Source organism: Roseburia rectibacter, from assembly GCF_014287515.2.
Taxonomy (GTDB): Bacteria; Bacillota; Clostridia; order Lachnospirales; family Lachnospiraceae; genus Roseburia; species Roseburia rectibacter.
The window spans coordinates 1,272,313-1,293,395 of sequence record NZ_CP092473.1 but is presented as its reverse complement, the minus strand read 5'-3'; the positions used below and the strand labels follow the sequence as shown (position 1 = coordinate 1,293,395).

Genomic DNA, 21,083 nt, shown 5'->3' with positions numbered 1-21,083 from the left:
AGACTGCTTGCAGGCTCTTTTCCGGCATGCATTGCGGACTAAAGTACCACATGAAATAAACCTGTTTTGTACTTGCGCAAAACTGCGCAGGAATGGAGGTTCCAATGAAAAATAAATATCAGAAACCTGCAATTTATCTGACACCAGAACATACAGAAGGCATTTACCTTGCAAGTGGTTCAAATGCCGCAGCCGGTTCCGTAACTGCGACCTACATAGGTGTATGGGACAGATGGGACGGTGGCGGAAAAGGTCTGGTTGCCGTAAATTGGAGCAATGTGACCGGCAGTGTTACCCTGACGCTTTCTTTCAATAACTCGATCGACCAGGTTGAGGTTGCAGGATATACAGCATCCACCTCAATCTCCGGCAATTCCGTGAAACTGATTTTTGATCCGAATTCCGGTTCTGATCTCACACTCGGTATCCATTTAAACCACTCCGGTGCAAGTATTGACAGTCTTACAATGACAGGTCAGTCTTACACGGTATCATAGCAGATTTAACTGCATATGCTCTCATGTAATATCAGAAGCAGATTTATTGCATAGATCAAAATAAGGAATTTCGTTTTCTTTTAACGAAATTCCTTATTTTTTTAGAATCTTACAGACTTGCTCTGACTAATTTCGGTTTATAACCATTTTTCTCTAATGCTTTGATGATCTGATTTTTGTGATCGGTACCAAAGCACTCTAAAGTGATACGAAGCTCCACGGCTGCATTGCGGTTTGTGCTGATAAACTGATTATGCTCTAACTTAATCACATTTCCCTGCTCTGCTGCAATCGTTGCGGCTACTTTTGACAATTCGCCCGGCTTATCCGGAAGAAGTACAGATACCGTAAAGATACGGTCACGGAAGATAAGTCCCTGCTGTACCACGGAAGACATTGTGATCACATCCATGTTACCACCACTTAAGATTGATACGACACGTTTATCTTTTACACCAAGATGTTTCAACGCTGCTACCGTAAGAAGGCCCGAGTTTTCCACAACCATTTTATGGTTTTCCACCATATCGAGGAATGCAACAACAAGCTCATCATCCTCAACCGTAATGATATCGTCTAAGTTCTTTTTGATATATGGGAATATCTTGCTGCCCGGTGTCTTTACTGCAGTACCGTCTGCGATCGTGTTGACACTTGGCAGTGTCGTTACTTTTCCTGCTTTAAAAGAAGCCTGCATACAGTTTGCACCTGCCGGTTCCACACCGATCACCTTGATCTTTGGATTTAACAGTTTTGCAAGTGTAGATACACCTGTTGCAAGTCCGCCTCCACCGATCGGAACTAAGATATATTCCACAAGCGGAAGTTCTTTAAAGATTTCCATTGCGATCGTTCCCTGTCCGGTTGCCACTGCAAGATCATCAAACGGATGAATGAATGTATATCCTTTTTCCTCTGCTAACTCATATGCCTTCTGGCATGCCTCATCATAAACATCTCCATAGAGAACAACCTCAGCGCCATAGCTCTTGGTACGGTTTACTTTGATCAAAGGTGTTGTTGTCGGCATCACGATGACAGCTTTGCAGCCATAGCATTTTGCAGCGTAGGCAACACCCTGCGCATGATTTCCTGCTGATGCAGTGATGAGTCCTTTCTTACGTTCTGCCTCCGTCAACGTGCTGATCTTATAATAAGCGCCACGCACTTTGTACGCACCGGTAAACTGCATATTCTCCGGTTTTAAATATACTTTGTTTCCTGTCTGTTCACTTAAGAAATCAGAGTATACCAGTTTTGTCTCTAAAGTGACTTCTTTTACTTTTTCACTAGCTTCCTCAAACTTGTCTAATGTTAACATTTATTTTCTCCTTCATCTGTTTATTATTCTGCCTGATCTTTTACATCAAAAAGTGCATTTACAAATTCATTGGAATCAAACTTCTGCAGATCCTCGATCGTCTCTCCGACACCGATATATTTGACCGGGATTCCAAGTTCTGAATGGATTGCAACAGCGATACCACCTTTGGCGGTGCCATCCATCTTTGTTAAAATGATACCCGTAATTTCTGCTACTTCCGAAAATTGTCTTGCCTGGGCAAGTGCATTCTGACCTGTTGTTGCATCTAAGACCACCAGAGTCTCACGGTATGCATCCGGATATTCTTTTTCCAGAATACGGTTGATTTTCTTTAATTCTTCCATGAGATTTTTCTTATTATGGAGACGTCCAGCCGTATCGCAGAGCAGTACATCCGCATTTCTCGCTTTTGCTGCTGCGACCGCATCATATACGACTGCCGCCGGATCTGCCCCTTCCTGTCCACCGATCATCTCAACACCGGCACGGTTTGCCCATTCTAACAACTGGTCACCTGCTGCTGCACGGAACGTGTCGGCTGCTGCAAGAACAACCTTTTTCCCTTGATCTTTTAATTTGCCAGCCAGTTTTCCAACGGAAGTCGTCTTTCCTACACCGTTTACACCGATGACAAGTACCACAGACTTTTCATTTTCAAACCGGTACGCAGTTTCTCCGACATCCATCTGTTCTTTGATACTGTTGATAAGAAGTTCCTTGCACTCTGCCGGATCTTTGATCTTATTTTCTTTTACTTTTTCTTTGAGATTCTCAATGATCGACTCCGTCGCATTGACACCGATATCCCCCATGATCAGGATTTCTTCGATTTCTTCATAAAAATCATCATCAATACTGGAAAATCCGCTGAAGATCGAATCGATCCCGGATACGATGTTATCTCTCGTCTTGCTGAGTCCGGAGACCAGACGGCTCCAGAATCCTTTTTTTTCTTCTCCCATACATCCTGCCTTTCTTATTTGTCCAAATATTATTTATCTAAATCGTTTTCGATCAGATTAACGGAAACCAGTGTTGAAACACCTTTTTCCTGCATCGTGATACCGTAAAGACGGTCTGCTGCAGCCATTGTACCACGTCTGTGCGTGATCACAATAAACTGTGTGTTCTTTGTCAGCTTATGCAGATACTTTGCAAACCTTGTTACGTTTGAGTCATCAAGTGCCGCCTCAATCTCATCTAACAGACAAAACGGCGATGGCTTTAAATTCTGGATCGCAAATAACAGAGCGATCGCTGTCAGTGACTTTTCTCCACCGGACATCTGCATCATATTCTGCAGTTTCTTTCCGGGCGGCTGTGCAATGATACGGATACCGCACTCTAGGATATCCTCATCTTCCACCAGTTCAAGTGTACCTTTTCCACCACCGAACAGTTCTTTAAATACCGTATCAAACTGTTTCTGGATCTCTGCAAATTTTTCCATGAACTGTTTACGCATTCCTGTATCGAGTTCCTCAATGATACCGAGCAGCGTTTTCTCCGCCTCGATCAGATCATCATGCTGCGTTTTTAAAAACTCATAACGTTCCGATATCTCTTTATAATCCTCGATCGCATTGACATTGACATCACCGAGTCTCCGGATATCGTCTTTGATCTGTGTGATCATTTTCTTTAATGCTGCAGGATCAGCATAAGAATCATCCCTAAGATCCATCGCAGCATGAAGTGTCAGCTCATATTCCTGCCACATATAATTCGTCTGATATTCTCTCGCTTCATCGAGCTTTTCATGCTGGCTGTTCAATCGGAACACTTCTTTGTCGAGATCAGCGATCTGATCTGACATTTCCTCCCTTTTCCGGAAAAATCCTTTCTGTGCAGCCGACATCTCTTCTTTCTTCTGCGTATAATCGTTAAGCTGCTGTTCTAAACCGGCATGTGTATCATCCGAAGCAAGAATCGTCTTTTTCAGCTCCTCGATCTCAAGCGTTTTCTGCTTTGCCTCTTCTTTCGCCTCTCCTGCCTGTGTGACTAACTGCTCTCTTTCCTGTGAAAATCTTGTGATTTCACTTAGGATACGTGAAATATTAGACTGCGCAAATTCTGCCTTCTGCCGGATACCAGCTTCCTCTAAAGCGATCTTTGAAACTAGCTCTGCCGCTTCTTTCTCCTTCGTCTGATATTCCTCTAAACGCTTTCCAAACTCTTCATTTTCCTGTTCGATCTCTTTTTCACGGACTGCTGCATTCTCGATCTCAGCCACGATCTGTACTTTATTTTGTTCAAGTTCTGCAAGCTGCTCCTCGATCTCAGTTCTCTCTGCATTAAGACCTGCAAAAACAGATTCCCTCTCGTTTTTCTGCTCTGTGGCACGATCTAAGTTCATTTTTGCCGTATTCTGTAAAATATACTGTTCCTGCAGTTTTTCCTTACTGCTTTCCATGTCTTCTTCTAACAGCGATTGTGCTGTTTTGATATCTTCCAGGCGGTCTCTCGACTCTTTGATCTGGCTTTGCAGTGTAGCTACAAGTGTTTCAAGTTCTTCCACTTCACGTCTTCTTGCAAGAAGATTACTGGTATTTTTAAATGCACCACCGGTCATGGAACCACCCGGATTTAAGCACTCACCCTCAAGCGTTACGATGCGAAAAGAGTAGCGGTATTTTCTTGCTAATGCAATGGCATCATCAATCGTCTCCGCAACAACTACCCTGCCAAGCAGATAATTCGTCACACCATCATATCTTGCATCATTTTTTACCAGCGTACTTGCAAGTCCTATGACACCACGTTCACGCAATGCTTCCTGATTTTTAAAACCACCGCTGCCGTTCACGCTCGTAAGAGGAAGAAATGTTGCCCTTCCATAACGGTTCTGCTTCAGATAAGCGATCATCTGCTTTGCTGTATCTTCATCCTCTGTGACAATATTCTGGATACTTCCGCCTAATGCAGTCTCGATCGCAACTTCATATTTTTTCTCAACCTGGATCAGATCTGATACTACACCTAAAATTCCTCTGTGTCTGTCTTTCTGCTCCATTACACGACGGATACTGTTTCCATACCCATCGTAACGTTCTGCGATATTTTTTAAGGTTTCTAATCTGGACTGTTCTTTATGGTATCTGGTAACATCCTGCTCTAGTTTCTGACTGGTCCCGGAATACTTTCTGCGCCACTCGCGGTTCTTTTCTTCCATTGCAGCCGTCACTTCTTTCAACCCGCGGATCGTTTCATTGACATCATCTAATTCCTGCTGATACGCAGACAGCACATTATCTAAATCTTCTTCCTCTGTCTTTCTGGCAAGAAGTCTCTGTGTAAGTTTCGCTTTACGGATATTGATCTGCTCTGCCATCGTATCAAAACGCTGCTGTCTCGCCTTGATGGATGCCTTGTTATTAAGAAGTTCGATGATCTCGCTCTTTCCACGTTCAATCCCATCACTGCATTCTTTCATTCCATTTCGCAGATCTTCTAATTCTTTTTCGGCAGCCTGCTTTCTCTCAGAGATCCCGGCTAATGCCTCTAAGAGTTCTTCCCGTTCCCTGCCATAAACTTCTTTCTGTCCGATGCGCTCCTGTCTGTCTTTTTCGATGGAATCCAGCCTGTTTTTTAAATGCTCGTCCGTCATCTCCGCTGTATGGATCTGCTCTTTTAAGACATTGATCTGACCTTCTAATTTTCCTTTTAAAACAGTAGAACCGCTCAGGTTATCACGCACTGCGGTGATTGCCTGCTCTAACTGTTCAATCTCTGATTCCATGCGCTCATATTCCGTTTTGACCTGCTCATAAGAATCTTTTGACTCATTCAGCTGTGCATTGGCAATGCCGCACTTTTCTTCTACCTCACGAAGCTGTGCGTCAATACGTGTCATCTCCATCAGAAACATATTGACATCATATGTTTTTAATTCTTCTTTTTTCTTTAAATAAACATGCGCTTTTTCTGCCTGTTTTTGAAGTGGACCAACCTGGCGCTCCAGTTCACTTAAGATATCATTGACACGAACCAGATTTTCACGCTCATTCTCTAACTTTTTCTGCGCAGTTGCCTTGCGCTTTTTATATTTTACAATTCCGGCAGCCTCGTCAAACAGCTCTCGCCGTTCTTCCGGTTTACCGTTTAGGATTTTCTCGATCTGTCCCTGTCCGATAATGGAATATCCTTCTTTTCCGATACCGGTATCATAAAACAGCTCGGTCACATCTTTCAGACGGCAGGTATTGCCGTTGAGCAGGTACTCACTCTCCCCGGAGCGGTACACACGCCTTGCGACCGTAACTTCCTCATAATCTACAGGAAGTTTATGATCCGCATTGTCAAGTGTGATCGCAACATAGGCATAACTGAGCGGCTTACGGTTTTCCGTTCCCGCAAAAATAATATCCTGCATGCTGGCACCACGAAGCTGCTTTGCACTCTGTTCACCAAGAACCCAGCGCACCGCATCTCCGACATTGCTCTTACCACTGCCGTTTGGTCCCACAATTCCTGTGATCCCGTTATGAAAATCAAAAACGATCTTATTCGCAAATGATTTAAATCCCTGCACTTCAATACTTTTCAGATACATACTAAACCTCATTCTTTACAGTTTTGGTTTCAAAAGCAAAAGTGCCTGGTAGGCAGCTTCCTGCTCTGCCGCTTTTTTCGTGTGACCGCATCCCTCCCCGATCACTTTATCTCCGATGCGTGCTTCGACCGAAAACTTTTTATCATGATCCGGTCCTTCTTCTGAAATCAGTTCGTAATGCAGACTCTCCTTATAATTGCCCTGCACAACCTCCTGTAAAATAGTCTTGCTGTCATAAAACAGCTTTTTGTGTTCAATATCTGTCAGGATAAATTTATGTATAAACTTTTTCGCCGGCTCAAAACCACCGTCTAAATAAATGGCTCCGATCACAGACTCTAATGCATCTGATAAAATTGACTTACGCTTTCTTCCACCTGTCTGGTTCTCACCTTTGCCAAGCAACAGATAATCACCAAGATCCATCTCTCTGGTGCAAAGTGCAAGTGTCGGCTCACAAACGATACTTGCGCGAAGTTTTGTCAGATCCCCCTCCGGCAGATCCGGATAATTGCGGTACAGAAAATCACTCGATACGATCTCTAAAACTGCATCCCCTAAAAACTCCAGCCGCTCATTGTCAGAATGTTTTTTCATATGCTTTTCATTGGCATATGAACTGTGTGTCAGTGCCTGACGCAATAAACCTTCTTTCTCAAATGTATATCCTATCCGATTCTGCAATTCCTGTAACTTTGACATTTCATCCTCCCTAGTCAGGGGCTTTTTTCTACCTTACTGTCCGTCCAGCAAAATATAAAAAAGACTCTGTTTTTTATTATAATAACGGAAAAGCCCTTGCCTGACAAGATTTTGTCTTCAACAAGGGCATACGTTATCCTTTTATTTAGTTTAAAGCATTTTTGATCTGCTCAACTGCATCTGCAACTGTCACGATATGCTCAGCATCCTCATTTGCGATCTCGATATCGAATTCTTCTTCAATTCCCATAATGATCTGAAAAATATCAAGGGAGTCAGCTCCAAGATCATCCACAAAAGTGGTATCCATTGTGATCTCCTCCTCATCTACATTTAATACCTCTGCAATGATTTTTTTCAGTTTTTCAAATTCCATAACTTTACATTCCTTCCTGTTCCGTTGAACTTATAATATTTTTTCTGATTTTTCCGTTGATGTCCTGCTCTTTGAACGTCACACATTGAAAAATGGAATTGGTAATCTCAACTGCTTTCGCACTTCCATGAGTCTTTACCACAAGTCCATTCAGTCCTAATAAAGGAGCGCCGCCATACTGAGTTGCATCAAACGCTTTTAATGTTGACTTTAATGCCGGAAGTGCAAGTGCCGCACCGATTTTACTTCTTACGGTACTCATCATGCCTTTTTTTATTGCTCCGACAAGCGTTCCTGCTAACCCTTCATACAGCTTTAAAATTACATTTCCAACAAATGCCTCACAAACGATCACATCTGCCTCTCCATGCGGGATCTCACGAGCCTCAATACTGCCCACAAAATTAATATCCGTACATTCTTTCAAAAGCGGAAATGTCTCTTTTACCAGTGCATTTCCTTTTTCTTCCTCTGCACCGATATTAACGATCGCTACTCTCGGATTTTTGATTCCAAGTACATTCTCCATATAAATGGAACCCATCTTTGCAAACTGAACAAGATGTGATGCCCTTGCATCTACATTCGCCCCGCAGTCGATCAGAAGTGACACGCCCTTTTCTGTCGGAATAAGCGGTGCTAACGGTGGTCTCTCGATTCCTTTGATCCTGCCTACAATAACCTGTCCGCCGACTAATATGGCACCCGAACTTCCTGCCGATACAAATGCATCCGCTTCTTTTTGTTTTACCATATTCATGCCGACAACGATCGATGACTGTTTTTTCTTGCGGATCGCATTTACCGGCGGTTCTGCCGTCTCGATAACTTCCTCAGCATGTATAACCTCGATCTGCTCTGTCGGATAAGTGTATTTTTCAAGTTCCTTGCGGACCACATCCTCCTGTCCAACCAGAAGAATCTTAATATCCCTTCTCGCATTGACCGCATCCACAGCACCCTTTACAGGTTCGGCAGGAGCATAATCTCCACCCATTGCATCTAAGACAACTTTCGTAATCTCAAGTGATTGATTCTGCTGCATAATTACTTCTCCATTCTGATACGTTTAGGGCTCTCCCTTCACGTCTATATTGAAATATACTATAACTCTTTCTATAAATCAATATAAAAATCGCTTGTCATTAGTTATAAAATTCCTGATTTCTTTCATTTTCTGCTTCACGGTCTTCATCAGACATATAACGCTCAAACACACCTTCTAATATGTAATTAAGTAACAGTGTCGCTAAAGCCGGTGAAATAATGGCAACAACCGGCAAAAGGTATGTTCCGATGCAGCATGCAAGGAAAAACATCAATGCCATAAATGTTTTTGGCAGATTACCGATCGCCATCAGTGCAGAATTTTTAAGGATCATTTTCGTTGTATTTTCAAAGCGCGCCATATATGGAAATACATACACTGCCCATGCAATGACCACAAGCATCAGCACAAAGAAAACTACATAAAGCGCACCTGATTTTTCACCTGCTTTTGCAAACTGATACATAATGTAGCCATCGAGACCTACGAGAACAACTGCTGCTGCCACAATAAGCGTTACCAATGCTCCCTGCTTCATATTTGATCTAAAAGAATGCCAGAAAGAACTCCAAAGGTATCCTCTGCTGTGCCGGATCACCTTGTTTACTGCATAATAAAGTGCTGTTGTTGCAATTCCAGCCGGAACTGCCAGTACGATACACGGCAGTGCTAAAATGATCGCTTTTGTCACATATGCCACATAAATTCCAAATGCAAGCGGTATGCAGCATATCATCCACAACAGACTTAAACATACACAGTCGACACCCTTTCCAAGTGCCTGAAAAAACTTATTGTCCAGATTAAAAATATCTCCCATTGCCCTACTCCTTTGTTAAAACATTATTCTACCATTTTATTCTGTTGGCAACGATTATGCAACCGCTAATTTGTGAATTATTTGTTTACCCGGTTCTTTACCAGCACTTGCTGCATTTGCCCAGTCCCTGACTGATTGCCTGCGCCTCTGTGATCTGTGTTGCCTTATCAGGATTCATATTTCCGCAATTATTAATGCTGTGATACTTTGATCCTGTTGCAGATTTCCAGACCATTAATGTATCTGAGCCACCTGAACCTGATCCAGTGTCATTCGTTACACTTCCACTTGCATCTGATCCTGACGACATACTTTCATTTTCCGAACCTGTATTTCCGGAATCTGTAATACCATCACCTGCCGAAACAGTGCTCTTTTCTGTCTCAACAGATTCATCCGATGTAACAGCCGCTTTCTGCCCGGATGAATCCGTACTGTCACTCTGCACGGCTGCATCTGCCAAAAGACTGCTGTCACCGGTCGCATAATCGATTTCCACATCCGGCTGTACATTATAACAATATACATTAAAAAGGATTCCTTCCCCTTTATCCTCCACAGATTCCGCTTCGATCTGCACTCCACTGGCAAGCAGATTATCACCCTCAAAAACAGGTGTCGCACGGTACATCACATGGTTTCCGGTCTCTTTCACATAATCCGCCACCATATTTTCAAACGGCAGCATACCATCCACATTTAAGTAACGTGTACCCGTGATCAGATTCTTTGTATTCGCATTTTCACCCGAAAGCTGGTATCCGATCAGATGACAACGGTTATACAGATATTTTCCATCTACAACATCATATTTTACAGTATGCCATCCGGTAGGTTTTACTGCCCCGATATTTCCGCGTTCTTCCGTTGGCATCAGATCGGTTCCAATACATGCATACACGACACCACAACGGCCAAGATCGTCTAAGTCACTGTAATATTCATAAGATGATACTGATAGATCCGTTTCCCGGAAGTACGGTACATTGTCATTGATCTCAACATATGGTTTTCCGGAATAAACCGGAATATCAGATGCTAAGATCGTTACCTCTGTTGATGGCTGAGTCTGTACCGCTATGGTCTGTTCTGTCTCAGTCTCTGTTTCACTTTCGGTTTCTGTTTCACTTTCAGTTTCTTCCGTTACAATTTCCGGAATTCCGGGTTCCTGTTTTTCCGTTTCCTGGATCTTAGCCTGTTTATTTACAGACTCTTCTATCGCCACCACGGATTCTGTTGACAATTCCGCAGTCTGACCGGCCGGGTTACTCCCCGTAGGGATCATACTGCAAAATACGAAAAACAAAACACCCAGCAGTACGGGTCTTAAAACTTTGCTTTTCGGAAGTTTTTTCCATATTTTTCTGACAGGTTTTACCGGCAATGATGCAATACCAAGCAGGAACATCAAAACAGCCCCTGGATGAAATCCATATACCGGCAGACATAACATGCAAAAAACTGCAAAAATCCAATTAAATATCCTCATGTTTCCACTCCTCTAACGTAATTTTTCTATGTGAACTCCCCTCAAATTCAGAAACAGATATCATTTTCCACTCATTCTGTAACATTGAAATATCCAGATATATATCTGCAGGATAACTTCTGTTCCATCTGAAAAGAAAAATTCTTTTTATCTTATTCTGATATTCTGTCAATGGAAGATTTTCCACAAAACAAAAATCAGAGTCTTCTGCCTTCTTCAAAAATTCATCATCCACTATAATATTATCCGGCAAAGGATCTTCAAATTGTCTGGCAGTATAATGATTGATCCAGAGTCTTTCCCCCTGTACTAATTCTATCAGGTGTTTTCTCAGCAGCTTATCCTGACTCTGCCTGCGCCTGTTAAACATCATTCCCATGTTATCATCTACAGCTACACATACATTCAATTTTTTCACTTCCTTATTTTGATCCAGATCACCCATAAAAACAAAAAGACCAAGAGGAAACTTACCGTTCCACCCTTGATCTTCCTGTATCCCGTAAGGATTAGTCCTGAGGGATGATTTCTTTTTTGTTGTAAGAGCCACAGTTTTTACATACTCTATGAGGCATCATTAACTCTCCACATTTGCTGCATTTTACTAATGCCGGAGCAGTCATTTTCCAGTTTGCTCTTCTTTTATCTCTTCTTCCTTTGGAAGATTTATTCTTTGGACAAATTGACATATTCTCACACCTCCTTAAATTTGTTAAAGACATCTTGGATTGCTGCCATTCTTGGATCCAGTTCTGTTCTCTGGCAGTTGCATTCCCCTTTGTTCAGGTTCATTCCGCACACTTTGCAAATTCCTTTGCAATCATCCCTGCACAGAACTTTCATCGGCCAGTTCACCAAAATCTCTCCATAGATAAGTCTATCTATATCCAGATTAAATCCAATCAGGTAGTCATTATCTTCCACATCTTCATCATGAACAACAGAATCTTCTAATTTGATATCCTTGTCAATCGAAAAGTGGATATCTGTCGGAACTTCCTCCAGACAACGGCTGCACGGAATCGATACACGCAGATCAACATCACCCTGGATAAGCAGCCGCTTGTTCTCCCGGTTTGCGATATGCAGTTCTATCGGTGCTGCACTGATAATAGGAAATTCCCCTAACTTTGATACAAAAGACGCAAGTTCGATCTGAACCTGTTTCGTTTCTTCCTTGTTCTCACAAGATAAAATGTCTGAAATATCTATAATCACGGCATTCTCCTATATCTTTTTTTGTGAATCAAACCTTTTATCTAGGCTTTTCACACCTAAATGATTATACATAGTGAAAACAGGTTTGTCAAGTATTTTTTCTTGACAACCCTGTTTTTTTATCTTCGCGAATCTGCTGCTATTTACACATGTGCAGTCAGCAACGATTTCAGCCCATAAAAATGCGTTGTCTCTGCCTATTTTACAAGTGCAACCGTCTCTCTTGCGATTGCAAGCTCCTCGTTGGTCGGGATCACACAGACTTTTACTTTGGAATCTGCTGTGGAGATCACTTTTTCCTCTCCGTGTACTTCGTTTGCCTGTGCATCTACTGTAATTCCAAGATATCCAAGATACTCAAGTACCTTTGCTCTGACGATCGTTGTATTTTCTCCAATACCTGCAGTAAATGCAATCGCATCCACACCATTCATTGCTGCCACATATGCACCGATATATTTTGCAACACGGTAGCAAAATACGTCGATAGCACCGATTGCAAGCTCATTTCCTTCATTGGCTGCAGCCTCAAGATCACGGAAATCACTTGATAATTTTGATAATCCCTGTACACCTGACTTTTTATTCAAAACATTCATGACACCTTCGATATCTAAGTTCTCTTTCTTTGCAATGAACTCCATGATTGCCGGATCAATATCGCCGGAACGTGTTCCCATAACAAGTCCCTCTAAAGGTGTAAGACCCATGGATGTATCTACACACTCACCATTTAATACGGCACTGATAGAAGCACCATTTCCAAGATGAGCCACAATGATCTTAGAATTTTTCAGATCCATTCCAAGGAATTCAGCAGTACGTTTTGATACAAAACTGTGGCTGGTTCCATGGAAGCCATATCTTCTTACTTTGTACTTTTCATAGTATTCGTATGGAAGACCATAAAGGAATGCTTTCTTTGGCATTGTCTGATGGAATGCTGTATCAAATACACCTACCATCGGCACGTCTGGCATCAGCTCTTTACATGCATCGATACCGATCAGGTTTGCCGGGTTGTGAAGCGGTGCAAGGTCATTACACTCTTCGATTGCTTTTAATACTTCTGGTGTTAAGACGGTAGAAGAAGCAAACTTCTCTCCACCATGTACCACACGGTGACCTACTGCATCGATTTCAGCAAGGCTCTTGATCGCACCAGTTTTCTCATTTACCAGTGCATCAAGTACCATCTGGATTGCCTGTTTGTGTGTCGGCATTGCTGCTTCTGTGATCTCTTTGTCTGATCCGGTCTTCTGGTATACCAGTCTACCGTCAATACCGATTCTCTCGCAAAGTCCTTTTGCTAATACTGCTTCACTGTCAGAATCGATAAGCTGATATTTCAGTGAAGAACTTCCGCAGTTTACTACTAAAACGTTCATATTTTCCTCCCATGCCCTGCCTGCTTTCGAATGGCAGTTTTCTTTTCTTAAATGATAAATGGGCAGTCCGACTGATACGAACCGCATATAATTTTAGTATACGCCTCTAACTCTGTTCGCACAAGGTATTTAAAGTGAGATTTTTTGTACAAAATGAAAAACAGGTTGACAGAATTTTAACGTTATTTTTTTAACAAATACCATTCTTTCACATTTGCGAAAAAAAACTGTATATGGTAGTCTTTAATCAGAATATTATTCACAAAAATGTTCTTTAATTTTTTTGAATGGAGAACCTTATGAAAGTTATCGGAATCATTGCAGAATATAACCCTTTCCACAACGGACATGCCTACCAGATCGCCAGACTCAAACAAAAAACAAATGCCGACTTTGTCATCGTCGCCATGAGCGGTGACTTTGTCCAGCGTGGTGCCCCTGCCATTGTCGATAAATACTGCAGGGCCAAAATGGCTCTCTCATGCGGTGTAGATCTTGTCATAGAGCTTCCGACCGTCTGGTCAGTCTCCTCTGCAGAAGATTTTGCCATGGCAGGCGTTACCCTTTTCGATAAAATAAACTGTATTGATGGAATCTGTTTTGGAGCAGAGTCTGACAACCTTCCTTTGCTTAAGATCATTGCAGATATTCTCGCAGAGGAACCGGATACTTATAAATCTGCACTTGCTTACTATTTAAAAAAAGGTATGACATTTCCATCTGCACGGGTTGCTGCACTGACAGATTATTTTAAGAATAACCTCCAAATTTTTTATTCTTGTACAGAAGAGATTTCTTCTATTGTAAATTATTCCATAGAGTCACTTATTTCCACATTAAGTACTCCAAATAATATCCTTGCGATCGAATATCTAAAGGCTCTGAAACGCCGCAATTCTGTCATGACTCCGATCCTGATCCCACGTGCCGGTAGCGGATATCATGACACTGCCATACATGCTCCTTCCGGAAAATTATACTTTTCCGAAGATGAGCAGCACTCCCAGCCAACAGCATCGGCTTCTGCGATCCGGACTGCAATTTCTGATTTTATGACAGCAGATAAGTCACCGGTTTCCCTTTGTGAAATTGCCATTTCCATGCCAGAACCTGCTTTTACGTTGTTTCAAAATGAGATTCTATCCGGCAGTTTTCTTAACGCAGATGATTTTTCATCGATTCTCGGTTACCGTATCTTGTCATGTAATAAAGAAGATCTGCTTGATATTTCTGACATGACACCGGAAATTGCAAACCGCATACTAAAAAATAAATATCAGTTTTCCTATTTTACACAATTTAGTGAAAAAAACAAGAGCCGTGATATTACCTATACACGGATGAGCCGGATTCTTATGCATCTTCTCCTGCGGATAACTGACGCAGATGTAAAACGATATAAAGAAGCTGATTATATTCCTTACCTGCGCATACTCGGTTTTCGCAAAGATTCTGCTGATCTGCTCTCTGTTTTGAAAAAAAACGTGACTGTGCCTGTCATATCAAAACTTTCCAAATCCCTGCACACTTTTGACGGCACCGCAAAATACATGTTAGAGGAGGATATTTTTGCTGCAGAACTCTATGAACAGCAAAAAGCAGGAAAAACAAAAGATTGTTTTTCCTGCCCTGAATGCAGTAAGCAGATTATCCGCATCTGATCAATGATGGAACAGACGGATTCCGGTAAATGCCATTGCCATATTGTATTTGTTACATGTCTCGATAACATTGTCATCACGGATAGATCCACCCGGCTGTGCCACATATGCCACACCGCTTCTATGTGCACGCTCGATGTTATCTCCAAATGGGAAGAATGCGTCTGAACCAAGTGAAACATTCGTATTTTTATCTAACCAGGCGCGTTTTTCTTCTGCGGTAAATACCTCCGGTTTTACTTTAAAGATATTTTCCCATGCACCGTCAGCTAAAACATCCATATAATCCTCGCCGATATAAAGATCGATCGCATTGTCTCTGTCGGCACGTCCGATCTTATCGAGGAACTGAAGTCCCAATACTTTCGGAGACTGACGCAGCCACCAGTTGTCAGCTTTCTGTCCTGCAAGTCTGGTACAGTGGATACGTGACTGCTGTCCCGCACCGATACCGATTGCCTGTCCGTCTTTGACATAACATACGGAGTTGGACTGTGTGTATTTCAAAGTGATCATAGCGATTGCAAGATCTCTTTTTGCAGCATCCGGGATTTCTTTATTTTCAGTTACCACATTGTCAAAAAAGTGCTCATCGATCACTAATTCATTTCTTCCCTGTTCAAAGGTAATACCAAATACTTCTTTGTGCTCGACCTTTGCCGGCACATAATCCGGATCGATCTGAATTACATTATAATTGCCTTTTTTCTTTGCCTTTAAGATCTCTAATGCCTCATCTGTATAGCCTGGTGCGATCACACCATCAGAAACTTCTCTTTTGATGATCATTGCGGTCGCCTTATCACAGACATCCGATAAAGAAATAAAATCACCAAAAGAAGACATACGGTCTGCACCTCTTGCTCTTGCATATGCATTTGCCAGCGGAGTAAACTCCATATCCATATCATCTACCCAGTAGATCTTACGTTCCACATCACTGAGTGGAAGTCCCACTGCTGCACCAGCCGGTGATACATGTTTAAAAGATGTAGCTGCCGGAAGTCCGGTTGCCTTTTTTAACTCACTGACTAACTGCCAGCCGTTAAATGCATCTAAAAAGTTGATATAACCTGGTTTTCCGTTTAATACCTGGATTGGCAGCTCACCATTTTCCATATAGATTCTGGATGGTTTCTGATTTGGGTTACAGCCATATTTTAATTCTAATTCTTTCATGGGTTCTCCTTTACTTATTTTTATTTATGATTCTGCTCTCATATTTTCCGGTCTCAATATCAATATAGCGGACAAATAAAGAAACCTTGTTATCCTCATTGAGATTTTCCCATACAAATGATGTAAATGTATCAATATCACCCTCGATCGCAACCGGTGTCGGCTCTCCCTCAAAACTTGGAAGCGGATTACCGTCCCCCATATAAGTATGGATAAAATGTGCTTCACCTGCTGTGGGATTCTCATATGCAAATGTATAGCGGTTGCAGGAGGATGGATCCCCGTTGTTACTCTTTAAAATAGACATCGCATAGTTCAATTTACCGTTTTCAATATGCATGATACCGGAAATTCTAGGTGTATAATTTGGTGCATCCGGCTCAAATTCTCTTGTGCGCAGTGCCTGTTCAAAAGTCTGCTGCTTATCCATCAGTTTATAGATCGTATCTGTCTGATCTCCGTTTGTCACGATCGTTTTATTGCCAAGCACACGGACAGGCGCATAGATGATCAGGCTCGGATCTGTCAGTTTAGAAGGATCAAACGCCTGTGTACGGATACCCTCGCCATCCTCAACAAACACACGGTTACGGCTGTTCTCGCTTCTGCCCATAATAAAATAAGCTGTAATAGCGTGTTTTCCGTCTGCAGATTTTCCGATAATGATTCCTCTTCCAGGATAGGAATTGCCTGAAAGTTCATTCTTTAATGACATTTTCTCCATGATATCCTCCAATTCTTGCGCTGTTTTGCTCTTTTTATTTATCTTATCATTTTGATCCTGTTTTTACAATTATTAGCGTCATGAATTTATTTACTTAATTTTATAAGTTATATTAATATATTATATGAAGTATTATTTCATTCGCCCGCTGTCTCCATGTATGTTCCCGGACAGCTTTCCCGTATCCTCTTTCTGCAATTTCCATACACGCGTCCGGTTTTTGCAAAAGCTCATTTACAAGCTCCGGCAGTTCTTCTCTTTTTTCCAGCGAATAATAAACCAGATCTTTTTTATCTGTAAAATTTTCCTTTAGATACCTGCTGTCATCAGTCAGTGAAAGTGTATGCTGTAACATCGCTGTAAATACCCGGTCATGTGCTCCGTCTTTAAACCAGGGCATGATGTTCAACGAAATCTTAGCATCCGCTATCGCCTCTGCGCAAGTCACAGAATCCACCTCCCTGCCATTTTTTATAATGTAATCCTGATTTTCGCAGTCAAGTTTCTCCCAGTTTGCTCCAAATACATGCACTGGGATTTTATGCTCTGCAAGGCATTTTATGATCTCCCCCCGAAAATAACTCCGCATACATATATCAATAAAAACCATTCCCGCAAACGCTGCACGAAGCTCCTCTTCCGGCACTTCTCCTAAATCCCTTCTGATATGTGTCTCTAACATCTGATCGACCGATACCGCAGGATGCACTTTCATATCTTCCATGATCTCATAATAAAACGTCCGGTACTCTACGCCCTGTCTGTCGATTTCCCGGTAAAGATGTTCCACCGGCGTATAGTTTCCGGTAAAAACAATATCATATTTCCGATTCTGATACGGTATATTTTTAAGTTCCCATTTTTTTCCGTTCTGTTTTTTAATGCAGTTTCCCGCCAATGGCAGAAAATCCACCTGCAATGCCGGATAAAACCGCTTCATATATATCACATGATCCCTGTCAATACAAAAGATCCGCATATCAGACACCGGAGGTCCTGCCAGTTTCGAATGATAATATAACGGATGATCCACCAGAATATTGATGCATGCTATCCCATGATTTTCCCAGATATAACGTCCGTTTTCCTCAATAAAAATCTCTTCCCCGGAAAGTCCTATAAAGTTGAACGTACAAAGCCATGTTTCCCCGGCTTTTACAAACCGGCTGATACCATCCACTGTATTTACCAGATCATCATAATCCACAAAATAAGTATCATAACCCAGCTCCTGAAATGCTGCTGCTAACTGTTCCGAGAAATATCCTAACGTTTCTACCGCGTTTTTTATAAAAATTATTTTCATACTTTTATACTTCCACCTCTTTTTCATTCACAGGATACAATTTCCCATGAATCAAAAAATCCTGCCCCGGACAGGTATTTTTGCATCGTATGCTAATCCCTGACGCAGAGCAGGCTCTATATTACAATCCTGATCGCAATTTAATCTTATTTACTTTTCTCACGCCTGTGAACGATCCCATTCATTTTTTTAAGATCAGTTTTTAAAGCTGTGGATCGGTGCCGGGATTCTTCCGGTACGGTTGATAAAGTCATCACAGGAATATTTATTAACTGGCATGATCGGCGCATAACCAAACAGACCACCGAACTCTACCGTATCGCCAACACCTTTGCCGATTACCGGGATCAGACGTGCCGCTGTTGTTTTCTGGTTTACCATACCAAGAGCCATCTCATCTGCGATCATACCGGAGATCGTAGTTGCCTTTGTATCACCTGGAATGGCAATCATATCAAGTCCTACTGAGCAGACACAGGTCATTGCCTCTAATTTTTCCAAAGTGATCGCACCTGCCTGTACGGAATCGATCATTCCCTGATCCTCACTGACAGGGATAAAAGCACCACTTAAGCCGCCGACATAAGACGATGCCATGACACCACCCTTTTTAACCTGATCATTTAACATGGCGAGTGCCGCGGTTGTACCAGGTGCACCGGCATATTCCAGACCAATCTCACAGAGAATATCTGCAACGGAATCACCGATTGCCGGAGTTGGTGCAAGGGAAAGGTCAATGATACCAAACGGAATCGAGAGACGTCTGGATGCCTCCTGCGCAACCAACTGTCCGACTCTTGTTACCTTAAACGCTGTCTTTTTGATTGTTTCACAGAGTACTTCAAAATTCTCGCCACGTACCTTTTCAAGTGCTGTCTTTACAACACCCGGTCCGCTGACTCCGACATTGATCACTGCGTCCGCCTCTGTCACACCATGAAAAGCTCCTGCCATAAATGGATTGTCATCCGGTGCATTGCAGAATACGACCAGTTTCATGCAGTCCACAGAATCACGGTCTTTTGAACGCTCAGCAACTTCCAGTAAAATCTCTCCCATCAGACGCACTGCATCCATATTGATACCAGTCTTTGTGGAAGCAAGGTTTACGGAACTGCAGACACGATTCGTCCGGCAGAGTGCCATCGGGATGGAACGTATCAGCATCTCATCCGCTTTTGTCATGCCTTTTGACACCAGTGCAGAATATCCGCCGATCAGATCAGCACCGATTGCTTCCGCTGCACGATCCATGGTATCTGCGATCGTCGCAAAATCTTCCGGTGTCTTGCAGGCTGCTCCACCGATCAGTGCGATCGGAGTAACAGAAATACGCTTATTAACAATCGGTATACCATATTCTACCTCAATCTCCCCTGCAACTTTTGCAAGATCTTTTGCAACGGATGTGATACGGTTATAAATATTTTCATTTAATTTTTTCAGATCAGAATCAATGCATGAAAGCAGGCTGATACCGATCGTAATGGTGCGGACATCAAGATTTTCGTGTTCCACCATGTTGTTGGTCTCGTTTACTTCAAATATATTAATCATTGCTGCTTTCCTCTCTAAATACGATGCATTTTTTCAAAAATCTCAGCTTTCTGGCACTTGATGGATACACCGATCTGTTCACCAATCCCGTCAAGATCTTTCTGACAATCCACAAATGATCTGGTGGATCTGTTCATGTCAACGATCATCATCATATTGAAATATCCGGAAACGATCGTCTGTGAAATATCAAGTACATTCACACCATTCTCGGAAAGATAAGTACATACTTTTGCAATGATACCAACGGTATCCTTACCCACTACTGTAATAATTGTCTTGTCTGCTGTGTTCTCCATCTCTGCTCTCCTCACTTTTCTGCTTTACTAAATCAGTGCAAATATTATGGATAATCATATCATATGTGATTTATAATTTCCACTGTTAAATGTGTTGGCATTTATAAATTTTTCTACTAAATGTCATTAGAAATATTATTTTTTAAAAAACGATACGCTCTGACGGCTCATCCCGTTTTGCCACATACATCGGAAAATCATCACCTTTATAAGGGTTCTCTCCCATTGTTACCTCCAGCCGGACTGTCTCATATGCAAGCTCTGCATAATTATTTTCCTTGCTGAGATGGCCTAAAATAACCGTATTGAAATGATCATGAAGCACTTCTCCTAAAAGCTGACCAGAGAGTTCATTAGAAAGATGTCCCTTTTCCCCAAGAATCCTCTGTTTTAACTGATAAGGATAACTGCCGACCTGCAGCATATGTACATCATGATTTGCCTCTAATAAAAGTACATCCAGATTTTTTATTTTATGAATGATATTTTCATCATAAGTGCCAAGATCAGTTACTACCGCAGCTGTTTTTTCCTCATTTTTTATTTTGTAGGCGACCGGATCTGCCGCATCATGTGAGATTGAGATCGGTTCGATCAAAAGATCCCCGATTTCAAAGGGCTGTTCCGGCGTTATTGCATGAAATAAAGATTCATCTATTTTTCCGACAGACTTTGTATTCAAAATTGCATCTATCGTACCTTCCGTGGCATAGATTGGAAGCCCGTAACGCCTGGCAATGACGCCCAGTCCAGATATATGATCGATATGTTCATGTGTTACGAGAACGCCTTTCATTTCTTCCGTTTTCAGATCAATTGAATTGAGTCCGTTTTCAATCCGTTTTCCACTGATTCCCGCATCGATAAGTACATGACAGTCATCAGATCCGACACAGATACAGTTTCCGCTGCTGCCGCTTGCTATACTGCATAATTCCAT

20 protein-coding genes are annotated in these 21,083 nt (G+C 42.0%); 2 read left to right on the top strand and 18 right to left on the bottom strand.

Annotated elements, in window-relative coordinates:
* Window positions 1–104 precede the first annotated feature (104 nt).
* Window positions 105–497 carry a pe-pgrs family protein gene (locus tag H8S51_RS06175; RefSeq protein WP_241070934.1) on the top strand — a complete coding sequence of 131 codons (393 nt, stop codon included), beginning with the start codon at window positions 105–107 and terminating at the stop codon, window positions 495–497.
* A 109-nt stretch (window positions 498–606) separates the two neighbouring features.
* Here H8S51_RS06175 and ilvA read toward each other — a convergent pair whose 3' ends face one another.
* The 12 genes from ilvA to H8S51_RS06115 all read right to left on the bottom strand — a co-directional run bounded on the left by ilvA (window position 607) and on the right by H8S51_RS06115 (window position 13,414).
* The gene (ilvA, locus tag H8S51_RS06170) at window positions 607–1,818 is read right to left on the bottom strand and encodes a threonine ammonia-lyase (protein WP_118209638.1); all 1,212 of its coding nucleotides are present in this window, start codon (window positions 1,816–1,818) and stop codon (window positions 607–609) included.
* Window positions 1,819–1,841: 23 nt separating this feature from the next.
* Entirely contained in the window at window positions 1,842–2,783 is a 942-nt protein-coding gene (gene ftsY, locus H8S51_RS06165) for a signal recognition particle-docking protein FtsY (protein ID WP_118209637.1), read from the bottom strand.
* Window positions 2,784–2,812: 29 nt separating this feature from the next.
* Window positions 2,813–6,373 (bottom strand): chromosome segregation protein SMC, encoded by a 3,561-nt coding sequence (gene smc / locus H8S51_RS06160; protein WP_118209636.1) that lies wholly within the window; start codon window positions 6,371–6,373, stop codon window positions 2,813–2,815.
* Window positions 6,374–6,388: 15 nt separating this feature from the next.
* Complete coding sequence (gene rnc / locus H8S51_RS06155) at window positions 6,389–7,075, bottom strand: ribonuclease III (protein ID WP_117919738.1); 687 nt, start codon at window positions 7,073–7,075, stop codon at window positions 6,389–6,391.
* A gap of 145 nt (window positions 7,076–7,220) precedes the next feature.
* Entirely contained in the window at window positions 7,221–7,451 is a 231-nt protein-coding gene (gene acpP / locus H8S51_RS06150; protein ID WP_006858544.1) for an acyl carrier protein, read from the bottom strand.
* Between the two features lie 4 nt (window positions 7,452–7,455).
* Entirely contained in the window at window positions 7,456–8,496 is a 1,041-nt protein-coding gene (plsX, locus tag H8S51_RS06145) for a phosphate acyltransferase PlsX (protein WP_117919740.1), read from the bottom strand.
* Window positions 8,497–8,596: 100 nt separating this feature from the next.
* Entirely contained in the window at window positions 8,597–9,319 is a 723-nt protein-coding gene (locus H8S51_RS06140) for a YesL family protein (RefSeq protein ID WP_117919742.1), read from the bottom strand.
* A gap of 97 nt (window positions 9,320–9,416) precedes the next feature.
* Entirely contained in the window at window positions 9,417–10,469 is a 1,053-nt protein-coding gene (locus H8S51_RS06135) for a DNA/RNA non-specific endonuclease (protein WP_456300215.1), read from the bottom strand.
* 325 nt (window positions 10,470–10,794) lie between these two features.
* Window positions 10,795–11,217 (bottom strand): ribonuclease Z, encoded by a 423-nt coding sequence (locus tag H8S51_RS06130; RefSeq protein WP_186898971.1) that lies wholly within the window; start codon window positions 11,215–11,217, stop codon window positions 10,795–10,797.
* A 100-nt stretch (window positions 11,218–11,317) separates the two neighbouring features.
* Window positions 11,318–11,497, bottom strand: a complete 180-nt coding sequence (rpmF, locus tag H8S51_RS06125; protein ID WP_006858546.1) for a 50S ribosomal protein L32 — start codon at window positions 11,495–11,497, stop codon at window positions 11,318–11,320.
* Window positions 11,498–11,501: 4 nt separating this feature from the next.
* Window positions 11,502–12,026, bottom strand: coding sequence for a YceD family protein (locus H8S51_RS06120; RefSeq protein WP_182002514.1), 525 nt, complete (start codon window positions 12,024–12,026; stop codon window positions 11,502–11,504).
* A gap of 197 nt (window positions 12,027–12,223) precedes the next feature.
* Window positions 12,224–13,414 (bottom strand): acetate kinase, encoded by a 1,191-nt coding sequence (locus tag H8S51_RS06115; RefSeq protein WP_117919744.1) that lies wholly within the window; start codon window positions 13,412–13,414, stop codon window positions 12,224–12,226.
* Between the two features lie 299 nt (window positions 13,415–13,713).
* Between H8S51_RS06115 and H8S51_RS06110 the strand changes: the two genes are divergently transcribed.
* On the top strand, window positions 13,714–15,075 hold the full coding sequence (locus tag H8S51_RS06110; protein WP_186898972.1) for a tRNA(Met) cytidine acetate ligase: 1,362 nt from the start codon (window positions 13,714–13,716) through the stop codon (window positions 15,073–15,075).
* Here the strand turns inward: H8S51_RS06110 and H8S51_RS06105 are convergent, their stop codons facing one another.
* The 6 genes from H8S51_RS06105 to H8S51_RS06080 form a co-directional block, all read right to left on the bottom strand.
* Window positions 15,076–16,254, bottom strand: coding sequence for a phosphoribosylaminoimidazolecarboxamide formyltransferase (locus tag H8S51_RS06105; protein ID WP_117919748.1), 1,179 nt, complete (start codon window positions 16,252–16,254; stop codon window positions 15,076–15,078).
* 10 nt (window positions 16,255–16,264) lie between these two features.
* Window positions 16,265–16,978 (bottom strand): IMP cyclohydrolase, encoded by a 714-nt coding sequence (locus H8S51_RS06100; protein WP_186898973.1) that lies wholly within the window; start codon window positions 16,976–16,978, stop codon window positions 16,265–16,267.
* A 112-nt stretch (window positions 16,979–17,090) separates the two neighbouring features.
* The gene (locus tag H8S51_RS06095; RefSeq protein WP_186898974.1) at window positions 17,091–18,284 is read right to left on the bottom strand and encodes a glycosyltransferase family protein; all 1,194 of its coding nucleotides are present in this window, start codon (window positions 18,282–18,284) and stop codon (window positions 17,091–17,093) included.
* Window positions 18,285–18,479: 195 nt separating this feature from the next.
* Window positions 18,480–19,844 carry a PFL family protein gene (locus tag H8S51_RS06090; RefSeq protein WP_186898975.1) on the bottom strand — a complete coding sequence of 455 codons (1,365 nt, stop codon included), beginning with the start codon at window positions 19,842–19,844 and terminating at the stop codon, window positions 18,480–18,482.
* 14 nt (window positions 19,845–19,858) lie between these two features.
* Window positions 19,859–20,143 (bottom strand): ACT domain-containing protein, encoded by a 285-nt coding sequence (locus tag H8S51_RS06085; protein ID WP_117919754.1) that lies wholly within the window; start codon window positions 20,141–20,143, stop codon window positions 19,859–19,861.
* A gap of 142 nt (window positions 20,144–20,285) precedes the next feature.
* Complete coding sequence (locus H8S51_RS06080; protein ID WP_117919756.1) at window positions 20,286–21,083, bottom strand: MBL fold metallo-hydrolase; 798 nt, start codon at window positions 21,081–21,083, stop codon at window positions 20,286–20,288.